11 protein-coding genes are annotated in these 21,402 nt (G+C 47.4%); 1 reads left to right on the forward strand and 10 read right to left on the reverse strand.

The genetic code is table 11. The features are described from left to right. Positions 1–13: 13 nt before the first annotated feature. Positions 14–2,137, reverse strand: a complete 2,124-nt coding sequence (locus tag ABIO93_RS18515; protein ID WP_348070311.1) for an alpha-L-fucosidase — start codon at positions 2,135–2,137, stop codon at positions 14–16. 10 nt (positions 2,138–2,147) lie between these two features. Next, positions 2,148–2,510 carry an L-rhamnose mutarotase gene (locus ABIO93_RS18520; protein ID WP_348070313.1) on the reverse strand — a complete coding sequence of 121 codons (363 nt, stop codon included), beginning with the start codon at positions 2,508–2,510 and terminating at the stop codon, positions 2,148–2,150. Positions 2,511–2,717: 207 nt separating this feature from the next. On the opposite strand from ABIO93_RS18520, the gene ABIO93_RS18525 reads away from it, so the two are divergent. Then, positions 2,718–3,605 carry an AraC family transcriptional regulator gene (locus tag ABIO93_RS18525; protein WP_348070315.1) on the forward strand — a complete coding sequence of 296 codons (888 nt, stop codon included), beginning with the start codon at positions 2,718–2,720 and terminating at the stop codon, positions 3,603–3,605. A gap of 343 nt (positions 3,606–3,948) precedes the next feature. Here the strand turns inward: ABIO93_RS18525 and ABIO93_RS18530 are convergent, their stop codons facing one another. From ABIO93_RS18530 to ABIO93_RS18565, 8 genes are all read right to left on the reverse strand, one after another. After that, entirely contained in the window at positions 3,949–5,565 is a 1,617-nt protein-coding gene (locus ABIO93_RS18530; RefSeq protein ID WP_348070317.1) for a sodium/solute symporter, read from the reverse strand. Positions 5,566–5,611: 46 nt separating this feature from the next. Continuing rightward, positions 5,612–7,744: an alpha-glucuronidase family glycosyl hydrolase gene (locus tag ABIO93_RS18535; RefSeq protein ID WP_348070319.1), complete on the reverse strand. Its 2,133-nt coding sequence runs from the start codon at positions 7,742–7,744 to the stop codon at positions 5,612–5,614. A 20-nt stretch (positions 7,745–7,764) separates the two neighbouring features. After that, complete coding sequence (locus ABIO93_RS18540; RefSeq protein WP_348070321.1) at positions 7,765–10,434, reverse strand: sialate O-acetylesterase; 2,670 nt, start codon at positions 10,432–10,434, stop codon at positions 7,765–7,767. An 87-nt stretch (positions 10,435–10,521) separates the two neighbouring features. Further along, positions 10,522–11,436, reverse strand: a complete 915-nt coding sequence (locus ABIO93_RS18545; RefSeq protein ID WP_348070323.1) for a ThuA domain-containing protein — start codon at positions 11,434–11,436, stop codon at positions 10,522–10,524. Positions 11,437–11,578: 142 nt separating this feature from the next. Then, positions 11,579–13,258, reverse strand: coding sequence for a glycoside hydrolase family 43 protein (locus tag ABIO93_RS18550; RefSeq protein ID WP_348070325.1), 1,680 nt, complete (start codon positions 13,256–13,258; stop codon positions 11,579–11,581). A gap of 33 nt (positions 13,259–13,291) precedes the next feature. Next, positions 13,292–15,751 (reverse strand): glycoside hydrolase family 95 protein, encoded by a 2,460-nt coding sequence (locus ABIO93_RS18555; RefSeq protein ID WP_348070327.1) that lies wholly within the window; start codon positions 15,749–15,751, stop codon positions 13,292–13,294. A 272-nt stretch (positions 15,752–16,023) separates the two neighbouring features. Further along, positions 16,024–17,838, reverse strand: coding sequence for a RagB/SusD family nutrient uptake outer membrane protein (locus ABIO93_RS18560; RefSeq protein WP_348070329.1), 1,815 nt, complete (start codon positions 17,836–17,838; stop codon positions 16,024–16,026). A 7-nt stretch (positions 17,839–17,845) separates the two neighbouring features. Continuing rightward, entirely contained in the window at positions 17,846–21,085 is a 3,240-nt protein-coding gene (locus ABIO93_RS18565) for a TonB-dependent receptor (RefSeq protein WP_348070331.1), read from the reverse strand. Positions 21,086–21,402 lie beyond the last annotated feature (317 nt).

Here is a 21,402-nt window from a genome sequence, read left to right on the forward strand (position 1 = left end):
CCATTCTAGATAGTTAGCGCGTGATCACATCCAGCTCTCCATAGCCGGCTCCATCATTCTCCTGCGTATTCTGCGTGGCTTGCAACTTGATATAGCGAGCCTTTTGCTCTTCAAAACTTTTTGTCTGCCACAATGGATTATTTTTAATGTTGGAAAATTCCCCTTCCGACACTATATGCCACTGCTTGCCATCATTGGAAACAAAGAACCGAAAATGCGAAATAATCCCCGCAGTGCTTTCCTGTCCTGGAAGATATCTGAAACCGGTCAACGTCTCCTCTCTACCCAGATCGATGACCAGATCCAGAGGCATCTTCTGATCCCGCGGCTGGTACCACGCAGTACCCGGATCTCCATCAATGACAGCCGACACTTTTTCATCGGTCACACCAAGAACTTTCCAGGTTTTGCGAATAACGTCAAATATCTCAGTTGATACGGGACTGCTCTGTTTTGATTGCCGGTCATAAGCAATCGCCTGCAAATGCACTTTTCCCTTAGTTGGAACCGGAGCGCTGTAATGTAAAGACTCTTTGGTGGGCAAACTACCATCAATGGTGTAAAAGATATCAGATTCGCTATCGGCCGCTTTAATGGTCACCTCGCCGGCCACATTCCTGGTCACGGATGGTGCAGTAAGCACCTGTGGCGCATTGTAGACGCCAATATTGGAAATCAGCGGGCAGCTTTTGGCATCATTGACCGTGAAGCGCAGCTGTGTTGCTTGTGTAGTAGGCAGGACCAGGATCCGCTTGTAGCCTATCGTCGTCTGACTAGCCAGCATCTTCCACTGATCTCCTATTTTTGCTTCAACGCTAAAAGCTTTTACACGCTGTCCGAGCGCAATGTATTCCTGCACCAGGAAGCGGTTAAACGTCGTAGGTTGACCAAAATCAATAGTCAGTGAGGCCGACCTGACCGACTCATCCGTAGCCCAGTAAGTATCTTTTTTGCCATCCAGGGCTTTGTCTGCCCCAAATTCTTTGGCATTACCACGCGTGTTGGACGCACTCACTCTCTTACTTGACGCGAGGTTTACCGCAAAAGCCTTTTTAACGGCATCAGCCAGTTCCACTACTGCCTTTTCATCGGTTTCGTGAATTAAACCCCTTCTGTCGACCGGAAAATTCAGTAACAGTGTTCCGTTCCGGCCAAAGGAACTATAATAAGTTTTCAGTAAGTGCGGCAGCGTCTTTACCCGGCTGTCTTCCGATTCATGGTAAAACCACCCCGGACGGATCGATGTATTGACCTCGCCAGGCACCCAGGAATTACCGTTTTCCAAACCATGATGCAACATATCCCAGCTCACATCGCCGGTCGCATTCAATAAACTCCAATTCTTCTCTCCCACATAACCACCTTCTGTCCCTACCCAGCGAAGATCGGCCCGATCGCCCCCATCATTCCAGATGACGATATTGGGCTGCAGTTTACGGATCAGCTTGTAGGTATTCGACCAGTCATAGTAGGTTTTAGCATCAATCTTGCGTATTTCTTTCGCCCCTCCATAGTAGCCCGAACCACCATTGGCACCATCAAACCAAACTTCAAAAACGTCGCCATAGTTGGTGAGTAATTCAGTAAGCTGGTTCCGGAAATAGGTGATGTACTCAGGTTTTCCGTAATCGGCATAGTTACGGTCCCAAGGCGACAGGTATAAACCCATTTTCAATCCATATTCCCTGCATGCGTCTGCCAGCTCACGCACGATGTCCCCTTTTCCGCCTTTCCACAGCGAATTCTTAACCGAGTACTCCGTGTATTTCGACGGCCACAAACAGAACCCGGAATGGTGTTTGGCCGTCAGTATAATCCCCTTCATGCCAGCCGCTTTACAAACGCGCGCCCATTGACGGCAATCCAGCTTTGCCGGGTTGAAAATTTTCGAATCATCTTCCCCGTAACCCCATTCCTGATCAGTGAATGTGTTGGTTGACAAGTGAATGAAGGCATAATACTCCATTTCCTGCCATTTTAACTGATTTTTGCTGGGTACCGGTCCAAATGGTTTGGGTGCGTTGGACTGCGCAAGGCAGCTACCTGCCCATTGCATCGCTAGCATTATAATCAACAATCCTGTTCTGCTAGCCTTCGTTTGAAATCCGATCATGCTTTTAAACCTATTCTGTTTCATTGTTTTACTTTTATTCCATTTTGTAAATCTGCTCCATCAGATGCCATTTCTGATCGGCCGTCGCTTGCGTACTGGTCGCTTGAAATTGGGCTACATATTGCTCCCATTCACTTTGTCGCGGTTTTTTAGAGAGTTCGGCCATGGCATTTTCATGGTCAAAATCCTCTATGGTGTCCATGATCATAAATAGTTGGGTTCCCAACAGATATATTTCCATATCCAGAATCCCAACCTCTTTCATTCCCTGAGTAATCTCACGCCAGGCAGCCCCTTTTTCGTGTACCTTTTTGTAGGATTCTATCAACGCCAGGTCATTACGAAGCTCCATTGTTTTACAAAAACGCCTGAAACCGGCCTTACCTCTTTGCTCCATCTGTTAAACTGTTACCTTTTTCCATTGAACTCCAGGCCCCCTCATATCCGCCATCCTTCAAAATTAGTAGCGTCAAGTTTCACTAAAATGACCATAGAAAAACATGGTCAAAACTAGTCTCCTCTGTTTTCAAAAATTGGACTAAAACAGACTTTTTTTTGCCTAAAACAGATTTTTACTATTTTTAGCTACATTTTCTCATGAATAATGAATAAACGGTTTCTTAAGCATACCCTATCGCTGCTCAATACCGACTACGTCAAACTGGATTCGAGATGGAATTACAAAAACGTAATTAGCCCATACCATCGCATCTACTACATTGATGCGGGTGAAGGGAAGATTTCTGACATATCCAAAACCTTGAAGCTCGAAGCGGACTACCTCTACATTATACCTGCTTACACCCTTTGCAATCTGGTTTGTGAAAGTCATTTGAGCCAATACTTTGTACAGTTTTTTGAAGAATCTGCCGACGGCACGTCTTTATTTTCAAATGTTCGTCTGATCCACAAGGTAAAAGCCAGCGTGATCGATCTGGTAAACTTCCGGCGGCTGGTCGACATCAATCCAGGCCGGGGGATCAATCGTTCCGATAATCCCCAGGTCTACGAGAAAAATATCTACTATAAAGAATATCAGGAACTTAACAACTATCAGAAAATTTCCGACTTTCTGGAAACCCAGGGCATACTTTTTCAGCTTTTGTCCCGCTTTACCGTTCCTGAAATATTTCAGGCCAGGGAAGAAAGGATCATTCCTGCCAAAATCCTTGAAGCCATGCGATTTGTGTATGTCAACCTGCATTTACCCCTGAATGTAAAATTGCTGGCAGAAAGGGCGAATCTGAACTCAGAGTATTTCTCCCGTTTGTTTGAAAAGCATACCGGTATGCGACCGCTATCGTTCATTTCCGAAACACGCATAGAACGGGCCGTCCATGTGATGGCAACCAGCCGCGCCTCCATCTCTGAAATTGCTGTTTTGACGGGATTTGAAAGCTTGTCGCATTTTACACGGACATTTAAAAAGGTGACCGGCCGTACGCCAGGTATTTACAGGAAGCAGATACCTCACTCCGCTACCGAAGAGTAAGCTATCATTCAGACATCGAGCTTCAAAAACTTGCCCCTTCCTGGAAAGCCTGCTTTAAGCAACCTGAATTGCGGGTCGGCGTCAATAACCTCCTGGCTGATGCTGAACTCATGCAAGCCATAACATCACAAATAAGCATGGCACTGGCCTATATCGTAAGCCAAGAAATTGAAATGCAGGCCGCACAAATTCAAAACCTAAAAAAAGAACTGCTTGAAGGTCGCTCGCTGCCAGGTAAAAAAAAGAAGCAAAAAAATGCGGCAGCATTGCAATACCTGGGGCGACCAATACGTAATGTGGCAATTCACCAATTTAAAAACCTGATCGATTCAACATGCACTGGTTACCAGAATAAAGTATATAACAGGATGAGGAGCATCAGTATGATCGCGGCTCCAATTACAAAACCTGTATGTGCCTTAAACATCGTTGAATCAATTATAAGACCCTTTTTCTCGTCGGGCAAAATGATGCTTAATACAAACATACCCACAATGCAGATCACAAACACCCAACCCATCCTGTCCAGAAACGGAACCTGCGTCCAGTCGGCAAAGGGAAGCCAGTTGTTGTGCATGCAAAGTGCCACAATAAATCCGCCAACAATCGCAAACAATGCTCCTGCCGAATTGCTTCGCTTCCAGAAGAACCCCATGATAAAGGATGCAAAAATTCCGGGTGAGAGCAGGCCCGTCATCTGTTGGATGAACTGAAAACCGCCCGCCTTATCGATACCCATGTAGGGTGAGACCAGAATAGCCAAAATCATAGAAATCACAATGACGATCCTGCCAAGGGTGACAAGCTGCGCCTCCGTTTTATTCTTTCCGATATATATCTTAAAAATATCGAGGGTAAAAATCGTCGAGATACTATTGGCCTTGCCAGCCAGCGATGCAACAATTGCCGCGGTAAGTGCCGCAAAAGACAGCCCTTTTAATCCTGCTGGCAATAAATTTAATAGAACGGGATAGGCTTTGTCAGCTACGATAACGCCATTTTCGGTCATTTCCTGCTGAAAAAGCCCCTGGTTGTAAAGTGCATAGGCGGCAATACCTGGCAAAACGACAATAACCGGCATCAGTAATTTCAAAAATGCGGCAAACAAAAGTCCGTTACGTGCAGTTTTGAGATCAGCTCCCAGTGCACGCTGCGTAATATACTGGTTGCAGCCCCAATAATTCAGATTTACGATCCACATTCCACCGAGAAGGACCGTCAGTCCGGGCAGCTCCATGTAATGTGTGCTTCCCTCTTTGAAGATCATGTGGAAATGATCATCGTGTTGCTGTCTCATCGCATTCAGGCCATTGACCAGACCTGACACATCAAAATTATCTGAAACCAGGTTGATAGCGATATAACTGGTGGCAAGACCACCGATGATCAGGAAAAATACCTGGATCACATCCGTAAAGCCGATTACTTTCATGCCGCCAATGGTAATTACGATCGAAAAAATGGCTAATCCCCACATACACAGATTGAAATCCAGCCCTGAGATACCGGATACTGCCAGCGCGCCCAGGTAGAGAATAGAAGTGAGATTCACCAGAATATATAACCCCAGCCAAAATATCGCCATAATCAGACTCACGGTCGGATTGTAGCGTTGGCTGAGAAACTGAGGCATGGTAAAAATGTTGTTTTTCAGGTAGATTGGCATGAAAAACAGCGCCACGATCACGAGCGTCGCAGCGGCCATCCACTCGTAACTGGATATGGCAAGACCCATTGAAAAACCGTTTCCCGACATGCCGATAAATTGCTCCGCAGAAATGTTGGAAGCGATCAGAGAAGCGCCAATCGCCCACCACGTGAGTGAACCCTCGGCCAGAAAGAAATCTTTGGTCGAAGCAGATTCACTTTTTTTACGGTGATAAATCCAGTATCCATAAACGGATACAATGATGAAATAAACAAAGAAGATAACGTAATCCAGTAACTGTAACTGCTTCATTGAAAAGTGTTTTTGGCAATAAAATAGAAATGAATAAATGCTTCGCCTATCTGATCAGATAGACATTAACAGACTTCTTGAGATCTTCCAGTGTCTGCTTAGTTGGTTCAAAACCCGAAGGAATGGGCTGTTTGGCAAAAGTTTGTAAATACAACACCCAAGCATCCCTCCACCAGATCGCCTCCCGCCGCTGAACCTTTAAGCGATCCGAAACATCGGCATAAACCTGCGGATCAAGACTCGCTTTGGCAAGATCCCATTGCTGCTGCATCCACACGACTGAATCTGAACCCGTGTAAAGGCGGGTGCAAAGTTCCTCCCAAAGCGATCGTCCGGTAACCAGCTTTTTGTCCCAGCGTACATGATGGAACCATAGCAGATACGGCAGAGGCGTTTTGTCGGCGTTGTTCCATTTTTGCTGAGCCTGCGGCCGATATTGCGTCAGTGCATTGCTTCCGGAAGCAGTTCTGTCGAAACCAAGGCCCACAGAATCGGCCCGGTGGTAGTATACTGCGGTCCAGTCGGGACGTGAACCTTTGTTTTGCCAGGGTTCCGGCGCAAAGTGAACGCCCATCCATGGACGCGAAAGTCCGAGCGGTGTGTTGTAATCAACATAAATCTCCCGCGATCTCAGCATGAATGCTGTAATGTGCTCACTTGCTTTTTGATTTCGTGTTAAAGTCAGCGCAATCCACTCACGCGCAATCTGTTCTGAACTCAGCTGATGGTCCCAGCTCAGTCTTCCGAATGCATACCAGTTTGCCTGCGCCAGCGGATGTCCCGTCCAGTTCCGGCTGTTTCCCGTATTGGCCACCCCTGCCATGAGCGTGCGCGTATATCCGTGTAAACTTCCGTCCACCACCTTTGCTACCGTCGATCCCGCACCGTTCACATAGGTGTCCGAATCCAGACATTCTTTGAAAATCGGCGCTTCATACACAGCGTGCGTAGCAAATCCCAGATATTCCTGAGTGATCTGAAATTCAATTCCTAGCGGTGTTTTCGGCATATTTCCAAAAAGCGGCGAAAAGGGCTCGCGTGGCTGAAAATCAATGGGCCCATTCTTGACCTGCACGATTACTTTGGGATCAAATTTTCCATCCAGCGGCACAAATTCCTCATACGCTGCTTTGAAGCGGTCTGCACTGGGATCGGCTTTGTATACAAATGCCCGCCAAACCACAATGCCGTCATAAGGTTTGAATGCTTCGGCCAGCATGTTCGCGCCATCGGCATGCGTGCGGCCGTAATCCTGCGGCCCGGGTTCTCCTTCTGAATTCGCTTTTACCAAAAATCCGCCGAAATCAGGGATTTCTTTATAAATCTGCGCAACCTTCTCTTTCCACCACGCGCGCACCTGCGGGTCCAGCGGATCGGAAGTAGTGAGTCCGCCCAGGGTTTTTGGGGCGGCAAAATATACCGACAAATAGGTTTTGATCCCATATCTCCGCATTACACTGGCAATGGCGGCCACTTTCACAATGTATTCCTGCGACATAAACCTTGCGCTGGCATTGACATTATTGAGCACAGTTCCGTTAATGCCCAAAGACGCATTGGCACGGGCATAATCGGTGTAGCGAGGGTCTACGCGCTCGGGCAGTTCGTACCATTTCCAGAGCGATTGTCCCGCGTACCCGCGCTCGATCGTGCCATCCGGATTATCCCAGTGGTTCAGCATCCGGTAACGTACTTTCGGATTGCTTGCAATGCTCAAACCTTTGATCGTCTGCTGTATTTGTATGTGTCTCAGCAAGGCAAATGTCCCATACAGAATCCCATTTTCTGATTTTGAACTAACCACAATATTCCCCCCCGAAAGCTGGATCTTATAGCCTTCGGCAAGCTGCGCAGTATCTGCACCCGTCTCAATTTTAAAAACAATTCCGCCGGACCGACCTGCAAAAGAGCTGGTCACACTTATCGATTTCCCCAAAAGCTGTTTCAATCCAAGTTGTAGCTCCCGGGACGCACTCTGCGCAATCTCACCCTTCGTTGGCTGACCGATGAATGTTGTGTATTTCAAATATTCCGATTTTAGAGAAACATTGGTAACTGGCTCGTATTTAAGCCATAACCTGTACCCATCGTCTCCATCAGAGGCCAACGGATCAGCCGCAAACGATTTTGGGCCTATCAAAATGCAGGTGAAAAATAAGAGTAAACAGCGTCTGGTCATTTTGGGTGTTTTGACAAAAATTATTTCTGCATGCGCTGAATATGCTCCGCGACATTGCGCATTGTGTCCACGTAAATCTCCTTTTCATTTTCCTTCAAATAATGCAGCAACTCGCTGTGCGCCTGGCTGGAAACATTCAATGCATGCTCCCCGCCTACCCCGTGGAACAGAAAAACAAGCAACGTCCCGCTCTGCTGCGCCTGCTTCACCAGCTCGATCATCTCCTGCCCTGACTGTTCCACCATGGAATAGCAGTCAATATCCATCAGTTTTTGCTCGTCAAACCTGCGCATTTCGTGTCTTACCGCTCTCGCGGCTATGAATTCATCCGAAAGCGTTTGTATAAACTCCCCCTCGGCCACCTTTTTATGTCCGCAAGTGAATGCAAATGTGCGTTTATCCAAACCATCTATCGATTTCAAAAACGCATTACACATCCTGATCTCATCCTGTATCCTCCCCAAGCTATACTTGCTGAGATCATATTCAGGTTTCACCCAGCTCATGCCTGGTCCGGTTGCATCGCAGGGATGATAAAGCGTGTGATTGCCCAGTTCATGGCCATTGGCAGCGGCCACGCGCCAGTCTTTAATCCGGTTACGGGCGGCATCGGATGAAGCGGTTAGGTAAAACGAGCCTTTCAAGCTGAGCGAATCCAGCGCCGGGATTACATTGTCCAGATGAACATGCAATGCATCATCGTAAGTCAAGACAACTGCGGATTTTTTCCCTTTCCAGGGTTTGGTGTCATCAAGCTGTTCGCCATCGGTGCGAAATGGCGATGCGGGAAGGTTGGCTGAATTGTAAAAATTGATTCCTTCGGGATTGTCCTGCCAGGCGTAGCGGATGTATTTGGGCGTTCTCACCGTTTCGCTACTCAGTTCAACCTGATCTTTTCCCACGATTTTTGCATTTGCCCAAACGAAATTTCGATCATCATCCGCGATTGCAAACCAGCGCAATGCTTCGCCATCCGTGGATTTAATGCCATCGGCCACATTGTCAAACGTTAGCAAAGTCTTATCCCCGACAATGCTTTGCGATTTAAGCGTCGGCCCGCTGTGAGTTACACTTTTGTCACGATATGCGATGTTTCTGGCAGAAAGTGCGAGTCTTTTTCCAATATCTTTTTTGTTCAACGGGTGAATATCGTTCCACTCGCCCAGATCCAATGTTACAATTACAGCGGTGTTTTTTAATGTTAATGCACTATTCTGCGCTTCCCGGACCAATGCCATATTGCTCTCGGCGGGCGTGTAATCAATGTCTTGAAAATTGGGAAGCTGAACCACCAGAAAAGGCAAATCCTCGTCTTTCCAAAGCCTGCGGCGGTCGTGGATCAGTGCGGGCAACAGCGTTTTGTACGCATCCGGATGATCCACATTAGATTCACCCTGATACCAAAGAAAACCTTTCAGTTTCATCGGCATCGCTGGGGCGATCATTGCGTTATAAAGTGCGGCAGGCTGGTTTTGGGCGACAAAGGGAGCTTGTTTAGTTTCCGTCATTTTCGCTGGCTGAAAAACCTGGCCCACCTTATACTGCCAGGTTCCTTTCAAGTCAATCTGCTGATCATTATTTGCCATGAAATAAGGCTTATCCGGCACAAAGCCTCCTTTGCCAGCAGTATTGGTAACCCTGATCACAAATGTATTTTTGCCCGCTTTCAACAAATCAGCCGGAATTTCATAGCGTCGGGGTGGATATTGATACGTAACCCGGCCAATGCTTTTTCCATTGACAAACATTTCATCTGCATCCACAATGCGTCCCATATAAAGTTTCACCAGCTTCCCGACCCAGCTTTCGGGCACTTCAAATTCCCTGCGAAACCATACGACGCCGTCCAGGTTTTTTAATCCCTGATCTTCCCAGTAACCCGGAATGCTGAAGTTCCGCCATCCTTTCGGCTGATAGGCTTCGCTTTCCCAATGCTCCGATAATCCCAAATCGGTTGACTTAGGCTGCTTTGGTGCGTTGTCCAAAGTGCTTTGCTTCCTGGCTGCGACGTGAGAAGTGTCTTTATTTTGATTGATAACCTTTTGAATGTCAGCAAAATCTTTGTAACCACCTTCGCTGATCCAGGCTTCAATGGGCGTACCTCCTACTGAGCTGTTGATGATGCCGATCGGCACTTTGTATTGATCGTAAAGGTCTCTGGCAAAAAAGTAGGACACTGCGCCAAAATTGAGCACCTCGCCGGGACTCACTGCCTTCCATTCCGCGTTGGGGAAATCTTGTTGCGGGCCGTTTAGATCGGTTGATGTGGGGATGAAAAAATTGCGGATATCGGGATAGCTGGCGTTGGCAATATCGTCTGGAAACCGTTCCTTCACCCGCTCCATTTTAATAACCATATTGCTCTGACCATTGCATAGCCAAACATCACCAAAAGCAATATTTTTTATCTTAATCTGATTTTTGCCCTTAACCAGCATCTCAAAACCCGTCCCGGAAGGTTGCGCAGGCAGCAGGATTTCCCATTTGCCATCCGCACCCGTCACGGCATTTCGACTTTTGCCTTTGAATGTGAGGGTTACTTTTTCCTTCGGCCCGGCCCATCCCCAAATCGTTACTGGCTGATCGCGCTGCAACACCATATTGTCCGAGACCAGCCTGGGCAAATGGACTTGGGCGGAGACCTGGCCGGAAAAGAAGATCAGTAACAATAAAAACTTTACAATGCGCATCCGTTTGCAGGTAAAAAGACCCTCGTTTTTTTAAAATTTACTTTAAGAAAGATATTGGTCCAGCATTTATTGGTTGTTTCTGCTATCCTAAGGCATTTTGAAAGAATCTTCCGGGCGCAGACTCTGCGTCACAGCTGTTGGGAAATTGGAAGGAACCGGGAACGTTACTTTGCCTGTCGCCAGCCACTCTGCTGCTCTGATAACCGTCGTCTGATAACCAATGCAGCGATAAGCAGGAGGGTAACTTTCACCTTTCCAAAGATGCCCCAAACTCGAATTGTAAACCCGTCCCTTACCGTATTGCACAACCCATTCCACCGGCCAGGTCCTTTTAGTACTCGTGCTATCAAAAGCGCACGAAAGCACGGTAATGTTTTCTGCCGGTCCGCGAGGGAAATAGTAAACTTCCGTATTAGCCGTCTGCCACTGATTGGGAAATCCTTTATTGATCGGGTGTGGTGTCATGACTTGGATCAATGCGTTGAACCTGTCGCCATGGCCCGTCCCTTTTCCTTCGTCCGGTGCAATCCGGGTGATGCTTTTTGCTGCGTCAATTTCCAACGCATATCCCTCGGAAGCACGTCGCCAACCCAGTCCGATCATTTTGTCGTATTCTTTCCAATGAGGAAATGCATTGTTAGCTGAATGAAGAATGTACAAACCGCCGCCGTTCTTCACATATTCCTCCAATTGCTTTTCGGCTTGCCTTGACCAGCGCAGACTGGGATTTTGAATGTTGTTGGTATTCTGAACAATCAATGCATACTTGGTGAAATCCGGGTTCCATGCACTCCTTTCCAAACTATCCGCGGGAACCGTGCTCACCTCCACTAGGAACCGCCCGCTTTCTTCCAGTATCCATTTTGTTACGGCAGTGGTTTGTTTCCAGTCGTGGTTACTGAACCCATCCACGATCAAAACGCGTATCGGTTTCGCTTTTTGTGCCAAGACACCGAGGGAAACGCATGCGGAAAGAATAAAGACAAGACAATTTCTAAGCATACTTGTATCATTTAATTGATCTGCAAAACACCTAAACCAGCTGTTGGCTATCTGTTAATAGCGAAAAGCGCTACTTTCCTATTCCGTGGGCCCGATCAGTTCTAAATGTTCAGATTCTTAAATTGGCTTTTGCATAACATACTTACTTGTTTTTGAACATAGGATCATTGCCGCTGTATTTCAGATATTTAAAAGAAGCAGCATTGGTTGTCGGCACGCCGGAGGAAGTAGCATACATGCCAAACAGGCACCCAATGAAACCGCCTGCCACCTCTGTACTCAGGAATTTGGCATCGACTTTGTCTTTAAGTAATTCCCAGGAAGCGCCTTTGGAAAAATAAAAACTGTAAAAACCACCCGCCGCAACAATGCGCAGTTTGACTGATTTTGAAGCATCTGCAACCGGCTGTTTAGCAAGTAGCTCCATACTTTGTCCATCCGCACCGCTTTTGAGAAGCTGCACAAAAGGTTTTCCATTTTCAACTGATTTGCTCAAAAAGTAAAAGTGAGATTCGTCTTGGAAAATCGTCAAACCTGCCTTTTCCTTTTCTGATTTTGGAGAAAAATCGAGTTCCGTTTCGGCGGTGCAGTATAAATGCTGCTGGCGCTTTCCAATGAATGAAGGATTGCCCAATTCCATGATGGTTTCAGGCTTCAACTTCATGGTTAAGCCGTTTTGCTTTGACAATGAAAAGGAACTACTGTCAATGTTGCGCATGAAAAGTAAAGCCGGGTCCAACTTTTTGTCAAATGTTAATGTGTATTCAAAATTGCCGGCCTGCGGAAGTGCGTCTTTTTGTTTTACTTCTTTGTAATTGACAGTAAATTCATATTCAGCATTGTTTTTTGGCGGATTGATTACCGGCCAGTCGTTTTTCCATTCCACGGGCGCGATGAATGTTTCGCGGCCGGTATTGTAATAATTGCCTTCATAGGGACGCACAGCCAGGAAAATGGCGTAGGTTTTCCCGTCAGGACCATCCACAAACTGCGCATGACCAGCGGAAGTGATCGGGTCTTTACGGTCATCTTGCAACCCTTTTTGGGTTAAAATGGGATTGTTTTCATAAGGAATAAATGGGCCCCAAACCGACTTGCTGCGAAAAACAACTTCCGTATGGTTCACCGAAGTTCCGCCTTCTGCCGCATACAAATAATACCAGCCATTCCGCTTCATAATGTGTGGCGCTTCGATCCAGACAGGCTTTTTGCTCAAATCAACGCCGCCATTCACCAATTGTTTTTCCTCCCCAATGACTTTCAATGTGGCCGGATCCAATTCATAAATGCGGATTGTTCGGTGACCGGAATATAACGGTTTCCTGTCGGGCGCGTCGCTGTTGTAAATGATGTAAGCTTTATTATCCTCATCAAAAAACAGCGACGGATCAATGCCACGCGCTTGCGGAACTCGAATAGGGTTACTCCACGGACCGGCTGGATTTTTGGCGGTGACTACAAAATTTCCATCATGATCAATGTCCGTGCAAGTGACGTAAAAAGTGCCCTTATGATAGCTGATAGCAGGCGCAAAAAGGCCTCTTGTCAATTTCTCGCCCATAAAATCCATTTGTGAAGACCGATCGATCACGTTCCCGATCTGCTTCCAGTTTTTCAGATCCTTGCTGTGAAAAACCGGAATGCCGGGAAAGTAGGAAAATGTCGAGTTAACCAAATAGTAATCGGTTCCAACCTGCACTACGCTCGGATCAGGATAAAAACCCGTTAAAATCGGATTCACCAGCTTGGTCGTCTGGGCAGACACGGACTCTGAAAAGCATAAAAATGCAACTAATGTTGCGGAGAGAAAATGTTTGATCATATAAATTGACCTTAATCTATGATTGATATTAACTTATTGACCAACAAATACATACGTCTTGCCAGCTTGTGTTGGAATGTCATAAAGAAATGTTTGCTTCAGATTCAATGCAGTGGGATTCACTTTCGAAGAAATGACCGCATTAGCCACGGCTTCATTTTGGTAAAATGCATTTGCATTCACACCAGAAGCAATTCTCACCGACTTACCATCAGCCGATTTCAGCTCACCAGGCGTGCGCAACCTTAAATTTCCGCCAAGTTTTGATCTGACTTCAATCTTGGTCAGCTTCCCTGCTTTCCATTCCATATTCACCAGTTCAAAACCACCCTGCGCAAGCAATCCGCCGATGTTTCCAGCTTGCCAAACATCTGGCAATGCAGGTAACAAATGCACAGATCCATCCGCACTTTGCATGAGCATTTCCGTAATTCCCGATGTGCAGCCGAAGTTGCCGTCAATCTGAAATGGCGGGTGTGCATCGAAGAGGTTGTTGTAAGTTCCTCCTCCTTCCTTGGATGTTCCTAATGGCGAAAGCTGGCTTTTGATCAATGTAAATGCATGGTTACCGTCTTGCAATCTGGCCCACCAATTCACTTTCCAGCCCATGCTCCAACCCGTGGAAACGTCGCCGCGGTGCAGCAATGTGGTGCGAGCTGCGGAAAACAATTCCGGCGTGCGGTAAGCTGAGATTTGATCCGAAGGGAACAAGCCGTATAAATGCGAGACGTGGCGGTGATGGTCATTTGGATCGTCCACGTCGTCGAGCCATTCTTGCAACTGTCCATGCTGGCCTACGTGCATCGGAGGCAGGCTTTTGCGCATTTGTTTGAGCGAATCCGTGAATGCTGCATCTTTTTTCAAAATTTCGGCCGCGCGGATTGTGCTGCTAAAAACGTCAAATGCGATCTGGTTATCCATCGTCGTTCCGGCGTCCAGTGAGGAGCCTTCGTGCGCTGCCGGGGCATTTTCGGGAGAGCTTCCCGGGTTTACAACTAACCATTTATATTTGGGGTGTTCCACTAAAAAGTCAGCATAGAATGTGGCTGCACCTTTTAGGATCGGGTAAATTTTGGCCAGATACGCTTTGTCGCCATGATAGAGATAGTGCTGCCACAAATGCTGGCTCGTCCAGCCGCCGCCTGCAATCCACATTCCCCAGAATGCGCCGTCGATGGCGCCCGTTGCCCGCCAGATGTCTGTGTTATGATGCGCCATCCAGCCTCTGGCGCCGTACATGGTTTTGGCCGTCTCTTTTCCGGTTTGCGAAAGTTCTTCAACCATTTTCAAAAAAGGCTCATGCAGCTCGCTGAGATTTGTGCGTTCTGCGGGCCAGTAATTCATCTGTGCATTAATGTTGATCGTGTATTTGCTATCCCAGGGTGGCATCATTTTATTATTCCAAATCCCTTGCAAATTAGCAGGCTGACCGCCGGGTTGCGAGCTGGAAATCAATAGATAGCGACCATATTGATAATATAGCGTAACCAATTCAGGGTCATTGACATTACGGAAGTTTTTCAGCCTTTCGTCCGTGGGTAAGTTGCCAAGGGCTGTGGTGCCAAGATCAAATTTGACCCTTTTAAAATATTTCTGATAAGCTGCAATGTGCGAATTTAGAATGGCAGTGTAAGATTTTGAAAATGCTTTATCCAAATAGGAGGCAGCAAGCGCATTTTCATCTCCGCTTACATCATTGTAGTTTTTGAAATTGGTTGCAATAGAAATGTAAATGGTCGCTGCATTGGCTCCTCTGACAGTCAATAATGTATCATTAGCAGTCAAAGTGCCCCCTTCTGTTTTTATTTTGGCAATTCCCTTGAAGCGAACCATTCCTTTTACACCTTCATGATCCGCAGCCGTTCCGGAAATAGTAAGTTCTTTCGAGGCTGTTGTTTTAATGGATTTATTTTTGTGCAAAGACACATAGGAAGCGTCAAACGAGAGCTTACCCGGCTTATCGCCTGTCAATCGGATGATGATCACACGGTCCGGAAAGGACGCGAGGACTTCGCGGGTGTAATTGACGCCGTCGACTTGGTAAGTGGTTTTGGCAACTGCGCGTTCAATGTCGAGCTCGCGGTAATAGTTGGAAAAATTTTCGTGTCCCTGGAAGTTAAGCCGCAAGTCACCGAGTGGCTGAAACATTTGTCCGTGCGACTTTTTAGTGATAATGGCTTTGTTAGCGAGCTTTTCAGCTTCCTTTTGCTTTCCATCAAAAATCAATTTCCGGATTTCAGGCAAAGCGGTCAGCGACTCCGGGTTATCATTGCGATTCGGGCCGCCTGACCATAATGTATGCTCATTGAGCTGGATCGTCTCATTCACCACATTACCATACACCATCCCTCCGAGCCTGCCGTTTCCCACAGGCAATGCGTTCTCCCAGGTTTTGCCGGAAGGTTGGTTATACCAAAGTTTTTGTGTCCGCGATGTTTGTGCGTGACCTGTAATCGTAACTGCCAGAAATAACAGGCAAAAAATTTTCCTCATATAAAAACTGAAATTAATTTTCCTTAATGTGTCAGTATGACACTTTAAGAAATACAATGCTATGAGGTTTTTTAGAAAAAACAAAATTATTTCTTGATTAAAGTCAAGAAAATTGCGTTACAGCAACCCATCGTGCTGCTGTAACGCGATTCCTTTTATGGATTAATCGTTTTGATATTGCCATTGCTGTCCCAAAGCAGTTCCCTGACCCTCACTTTGCGTCAATGGGTTTTCCTGGAAAGTGCCGCGTCGTGTCATCATTTCATTATTTATCAATATCCGGAATTTTGCGGAAACTTCGGCCCATCTACGACCCGGTCGATTTGCGATTGCGGAATGGGGCGGAGCATATGGAAATCTTTCACGTACTGCGCAGCCTCCTGGTTCCATTCCTGTACGCGGCGCACCAGCGAGCGCGTCCGAACGAGATCATGCCAGCGCTGCCATTCTCCAAAGAATTCGCGGCTGCGTTCGTCGAGGATAAAATCCAGGGTTACCTGGGTTGCGGTGATGGTCAGGGCTGTTGCTGCAGCAGCATTTTCAGCGGTAGAATTGGTTTTTTTGAAGGCGGCGCGCTGCCTTACCACATTGATCAATGCGGCTGCTTTTGCATTGTTGCCAGCTTTAAAATAAGCCTCAGCGCCCGTCATATACACATCCGAGAACCGATATAGAACCGCAGGACGCGTGGAAGGATCATTGAAATTAGCGCCACGGCTTGGGTCCATGAATTTTTTCAAAGCCGGGAAAATACCATTGTTCCAAAGACTTGGCGGCACCACAATGCCCTTGAACGGCCGTTTACCTACAAATTGCGGTGCGCCTGGCACTTCATAATCAGGCAGCCAAACGGCAGTATCCGCGCCGGGCACCGTTGTATAGGCAATCCCGCGGAGGTTATTGGTAGTATTTGCCTCATTTTTTACAGCAGTATTGGAAATATACACGGTGTAAAACGAATTGGCATAACGCGAATCCACATTGCGGTTGGTAAATGCCTGATCCAGGAAATAGTTTTTGCCGGCACGCGGTCCATTTGCGATCTTGTCAGAATTCGGACGCATCCGCACATATGGACGGCCGTAATACGAATCACGGAGCATGCCGGAAGTTCCGCTATTGACAAACGCACCAGCTGCATTTTTAATCGAGTTAATCCCGCTGTTATTGGGGTAATTCCAGTTGGTAAACCAAGGACTCAGGTTTTGCGCCGCACCTCCCCCAGCCTGTCCGCCTACCTGATAATAGCCATATTTCGGGTCCAGCACGTGGTCACTTACGAACATAGTTTCTTTGCCATTATCATTTGCGGGCACAAAAGCATCACCATAATCCTGCCATAAGTCCAGTGCATAATCTGCTTTTTTTGCAATAATGTCGTCGCAAATGGTTGCTGCCTGAGTAAAATCGGCAGCTGTATTGTTTAGCCAGCCACGCGTCAAATATGCTTTGGCGAGCAACAGCTGCGCCACGGGCTTGGTTGCCGCTTTGCCCAGGAATGGAGCAGTAGGTTGATTCGGCAGATCGGCTGCCGCTTCTGTTAAGTCTTGAATGATAAGCGCATACACGTCCGCTGCTGGCTGGCGCGATGCAGCCTGCGAAGGCACTGTGATGAATTCTGTGTGAAGCGGCACATCACCCCAGGTTTGCACGAGATAGAAGTACCAGAATGCTCTTAAAAACTTAGCTTGCGCCAGATATTGCTTTCGCGTGGCTTCCGGCAAATCAATGGTCGCGCCGTATTGCAGCACGCCGTTTAATGTATTGATGTCCTGAAATGCTACACCCCAGGCAGAACCGAAGTTACTGCTATTGAGACCATTATAAGTATAAGCGGAACCTCCGCCACCATTAACACCCTGGATAAACTCATCGGTCCCGGCCTGCATTTCCACAGTAAAACCTTCGGTTCCCCATTGGCCGCGGATGTCGTTATAAACCCCGGCTATCCCGCCAAGCACACCTGCCGGGCTGTTGAAATAGGATGGAACGATTTGTGATTGCGGATGTTCTTCGAGCACTTTTTCGCAACCTGTACTCAGGGAAGCGATTAAGGCTGCTGTGATCAGATTTTTTATAGATTTCATAGTCGGATTAGAATTTAAGGTTAACGCCCACAGTGAATTGTCTTACCGGCGGAGAATTCAGGTTTACCGAAATCTGACGCTCCGGCGCGCCGCGGTCGCTGGCACCTTGCGGGTTCAGCGTAGACTGACCCGTGGCATAGCTGTTCCCTTCGGGGTCAACGGCCAGGTCGTCTTTCACCAATGGTGAGTAAATGATAAATGGATTGGTTAGGTTGACGTAGATCCGTGCCGAAGCAGCGCCGATTTTTTTAATCAAATTACTTTCAAATGTGTAGCCCAGGTTAATGCTTCGGCATTTGATAAATGAGCCGTCGTAGTAACCCAATGTTGAACCAAAGTTGGCCACAGCGCCGCTGGCATCGGGAGCAGGGAATGCATTGGTTGGGTTGGTGTCGGTCCAGTAATCTGTTTTTACCTGATTTACCCGGCTTTGATTAAAGAATGCAAAACCTCCTGAACCTGTGGAGTTACCCGTCAGATAAGGCACAAGCACTTTCATACCCATCCGTGCATAGGTCACCACGGACGCATCGAAATTTTTGAAGCTAAAACGGCTTGTCAATCCTCCCTCCCATTTTGGCTGGAAATTGCCCAGGATCTGGCGGTCGTTTGCGTCGATCTTATTATCCCCATTCAAATCTTCCACACGGATTTGTCCTGCGAACTGAACCGGCGAAGTTTGCTTTGCCAGAGTCCCGTTTTCTGCATCGGCGGTTTGCCAGATTCCTAATTTTTTGTAATCAAAAATCACTGAAAGCGGCTGTCCTACAAACCATCCCGCGCCCAGGTTCGATTTTTCATCCGGTGTGGTCAGCTGCGTGATTTTTTCTCGGTTAAAGAAATAAGTCGCGTCAATGCTCCAATTGAATCCTTTCGGTTTTCTCACAATTTCAAAAGTCGCGGCCACTTCTAACCCTTTACCTTCTGTTCTACCCAGGTTTTTCAGAGTCGAACCGGCACCATTGCTGGGAGGAAGCGGCACGGATAGCAGAATGTCCTTGGTTTTTTGATGATACCAATCCACCGAAGCAGTAATGCGGTTGTTCAGCAGACCAAAATCAACTCCAATATCCACCTGCGAAGTTGATTGCCAGCTCAGGTCGCTCGATGGCAAACTGGTAACCGTGTAAGCAAGTTGCTGCCCGGCTGTGCCCAATCCGAAGTTGTAGTAACCTGCTGATAAAGCACCCAAAGTTGAATAAGCCCCTACATTTCGGTTTCCGGAAATCCCCCATCCACCGCGCAGTTTGAGGTTAGAAATGAATGGAGCAGATTTCATAAAACCTTCTTCCACGACATTCCAGCCTAAGCCGATCGCAGGATAATTGAAATATTGATTAGCCGGAGACAATGTCGAAGAACCATCCCGACGCAATGTCAATGTCAGCAAATATTTGTCAGCATAGCTATAATTAAGCCTTCCCATGTAAGATAGCAGCCCCGTTTCCGAAAATGAGTTACCAAAATCAGACGGCGCGACTGGCTGGCCCGATGCGAGGGAGAAATTGGAAGTTTTGATATAATCGGCAGGCACACCCGTTACTGTAAAGCGGCTTCCCAGTGAGTGATTTTTTGTGTATTCGTAAAGCGCGGTAACACCGAGTTTGTGCTTGCCTGCAAATGTTTTATCAAAATAAAGCAGATGTTGCAGGTTCACGTCCCAATATTCGGTGTTGCTGATCTCGGCTGTGGATCCGGCCTGCGTGGTGGCCGTGTTGAAATAAGTCAGCGGGCCATTGTAACCATTGTAATTGGACTGGCTGAAATTCAAACCCGCATTGAAACGGTATTTCAATCCCGGCAGAATATTGACCTCCGCATAAAGGCTATTGAATGTCCTCAGCGACCGTGTGCGTCCCAGATACGAGTCTTCTTTGGACATAATCGTCAACGGACTCACGCCTGCCGCATCAATGGAACCTTCGGATGGGAAAACATTAACCGTTCCGTCTGCATTGTAAGGTGATGCCAGCGGGGTCAGCCGCACCAATCCTCCCGGGACGCCGCCACCACCTGGCGTATTCGTGTAGGCTAGCGTATTCAGTGTATTAAGCCCGATTTTGATATTTTTACCAATCTTCTGGTCAATGGTGGCCCGAAGGTTGAAACGCTGAAAACTCTGGTTTGGAATGATCCCTGTTTCATTGAAATAACCCAGACCCAGCGAGTATTGCGTGTTTTCAACACCGCCCTGCAAGCCCAGCTGGTGATTGGTCATGAAACCCGGCTTGTAAATCAAATCCTGCCAATCCGTGGACACGCCTTTGTCAAGCGCCTCCTGCTCTTTTTGGGTTAACAAATAGCCCGATGTGCCCGGCGCTGTCCGGTTGTATTTCGCTGCATCGGCTTTGAACTGTGCATATTCCTGCCCATTCATGACATTGAATTTGCCCATTACCTGCGTTTGTCCGTGATAGCCGTCGTAACTGAAAACGGGCTTGCCTATTTTTCCTCTCTTGGTTGTTACGAGGATCACGCCGCCAGCTCCGCGAGAGCCGTATATCGCTGTCGCGGAGGCGTCTTTCAAAACTTCCAAACTTAAAATATCGTCCGGGTTAATGTCATTTAAACCGCCAAATGGAATCCCGTCCACCACCACGAGCGGACCATCCAGCCCGTCGCTCGATCCTGAACTGGTTGTCAATGTACGGTTACCGCGGATCCTGATCTGCCCTTGCGAACCGGGCGTGCTTCCGTTACTGATGATCGAGACGCCAGCCGCGCGGCCTTTCAACTGATTGACCAGGTTCGGCGCGGGCACTTCTTTCAATGTGCTCTCACTGACCGAAACAACTGAACCCGTCACATCCCGCTTCCGCTGCGTTCCATAACCCACCACAACCACCTCTTCAAGCGTCTTACTATCAACGGCCAATGTTACGTTGATGATCTGCTGCGTGCCTACGAGCACTTCTTTCGGCGCGTAACCTACAAGCGAAAAAACCAGAACTGCATTTGCATCCTGAACGGTCAGCCGGAAATTCCCATTCTGATCCGCGCTCGTGCCTCTTGTTGTTGATTTGATGAGGACACTGGCGCCAGGTAGCGGTTCACCATCCGGGCCGGTGACTTTGCCGGAAACCTCAATTTCAGCCGCTGGTGCTGACCTGTGCCTGGTGCCGTAATCGGCCCATGCCGCGCTGCCGGCAACTGCATCCATCGAAGCGCCTCCGAGCAGCAGAATAGGAAGACCAGAAAGTCCCAGAATCCTGGCCAGCGTATTTTTGGTTAATAAACGTTCATGCATTGTCTGTATGATTTGATGTTTGAATTAGATTTAATCATGAGATCCTAGTTGGTTTGTTTTCTAAGTGTCAATTTGACAAGATTTAATTTGGGCGTAACTTTACCTCCTCTTGCGAGAATCGCTTCATCACTTTTTCCAGATATTATTTAATTAATTGTCGACAAAAGTAGCGCAGCGGGACAGCCCGCTGTGAGCACTTTTGTTCATTTTAAGGAGAAACTTGTTTAAATGGGTCAAAAAAATGCCCAATTCTGGGACAAACTTGCATTTTTGAGATAACTTTCGTCTTGGGCTACATCTTAAACCCACCATTTTCA

Origin of the sequence: Dyadobacter sp. (assembly GCF_039919315.1) — a bacterium.
Taxonomy (GTDB): Bacteria; Bacteroidota; Bacteroidia; order Cytophagales; family Spirosomataceae; genus Dyadobacter.

What these genes read in the sequence shown, in the direction of transcription:
- ABIO93_RS18515 (WP_348070311.1), bottom strand. Translation starts at nt 2,137, where the DNA reads ATGAAACAGAATAGGTTTAAAAGCATGATCGGATTTCAAACGAAGGCT.
- ABIO93_RS18520 (WP_348070313.1), bottom strand. Translation starts at nt 2,510, where the DNA reads ATGGAGCAAAGAGGTAAGGCCGGTTTCAGGCGTTTTTGTAAAACAATG.
- ABIO93_RS18525 (WP_348070315.1), top strand. Translation starts at nt 2,718, where the DNA reads ATGAATAAACGGTTTCTTAAGCATACCCTATCGCTGCTCAATACCGAC.
- ABIO93_RS18530 (WP_348070317.1), bottom strand. Translation starts at nt 5,565, where the DNA reads ATGAAGCAGTTACAGTTACTGGATTACGTTATCTTCTTTGTTTATTTC.
- ABIO93_RS18535 (WP_348070319.1), bottom strand. Translation starts at nt 7,744, where the DNA reads ATGACCAGACGCTGTTTACTCTTATTTTTCACCTGCATTTTGATAGGC.
- ABIO93_RS18540 (WP_348070321.1), bottom strand. Translation starts at nt 10,434, where the DNA reads ATGCGCATTGTAAAGTTTTTATTGTTACTGATCTTCTTTTCCGGCCAG.
- ABIO93_RS18545 (WP_348070323.1), bottom strand. Translation starts at nt 11,436, where the DNA reads ATGCTTAGAAATTGTCTTGTCTTTATTCTTTCCGCATGCGTTTCCCTC.
- ABIO93_RS18550 (WP_348070325.1), bottom strand. Translation starts at nt 13,258, where the DNA reads ATGATCAAACATTTTCTCTCCGCAACATTAGTTGCATTTTTATGCTTT.
- ABIO93_RS18555 (WP_348070327.1), bottom strand. Translation starts at nt 15,751, where the DNA reads ATGAGGAAAATTTTTTGCCTGTTATTTCTGGCAGTTACGATTACAGGT.
- ABIO93_RS18560 (WP_348070329.1), bottom strand. Translation starts at nt 17,838, where the DNA reads ATGAAATCTATAAAAAATCTGATCACAGCAGCCTTAATCGCTTCCCTG.
- ABIO93_RS18565 (WP_348070331.1), bottom strand. Translation starts at nt 21,085, where the DNA reads ATGCATGAACGTTTATTAACCAAAAATACGCTGGCCAGGATTCTGGGA.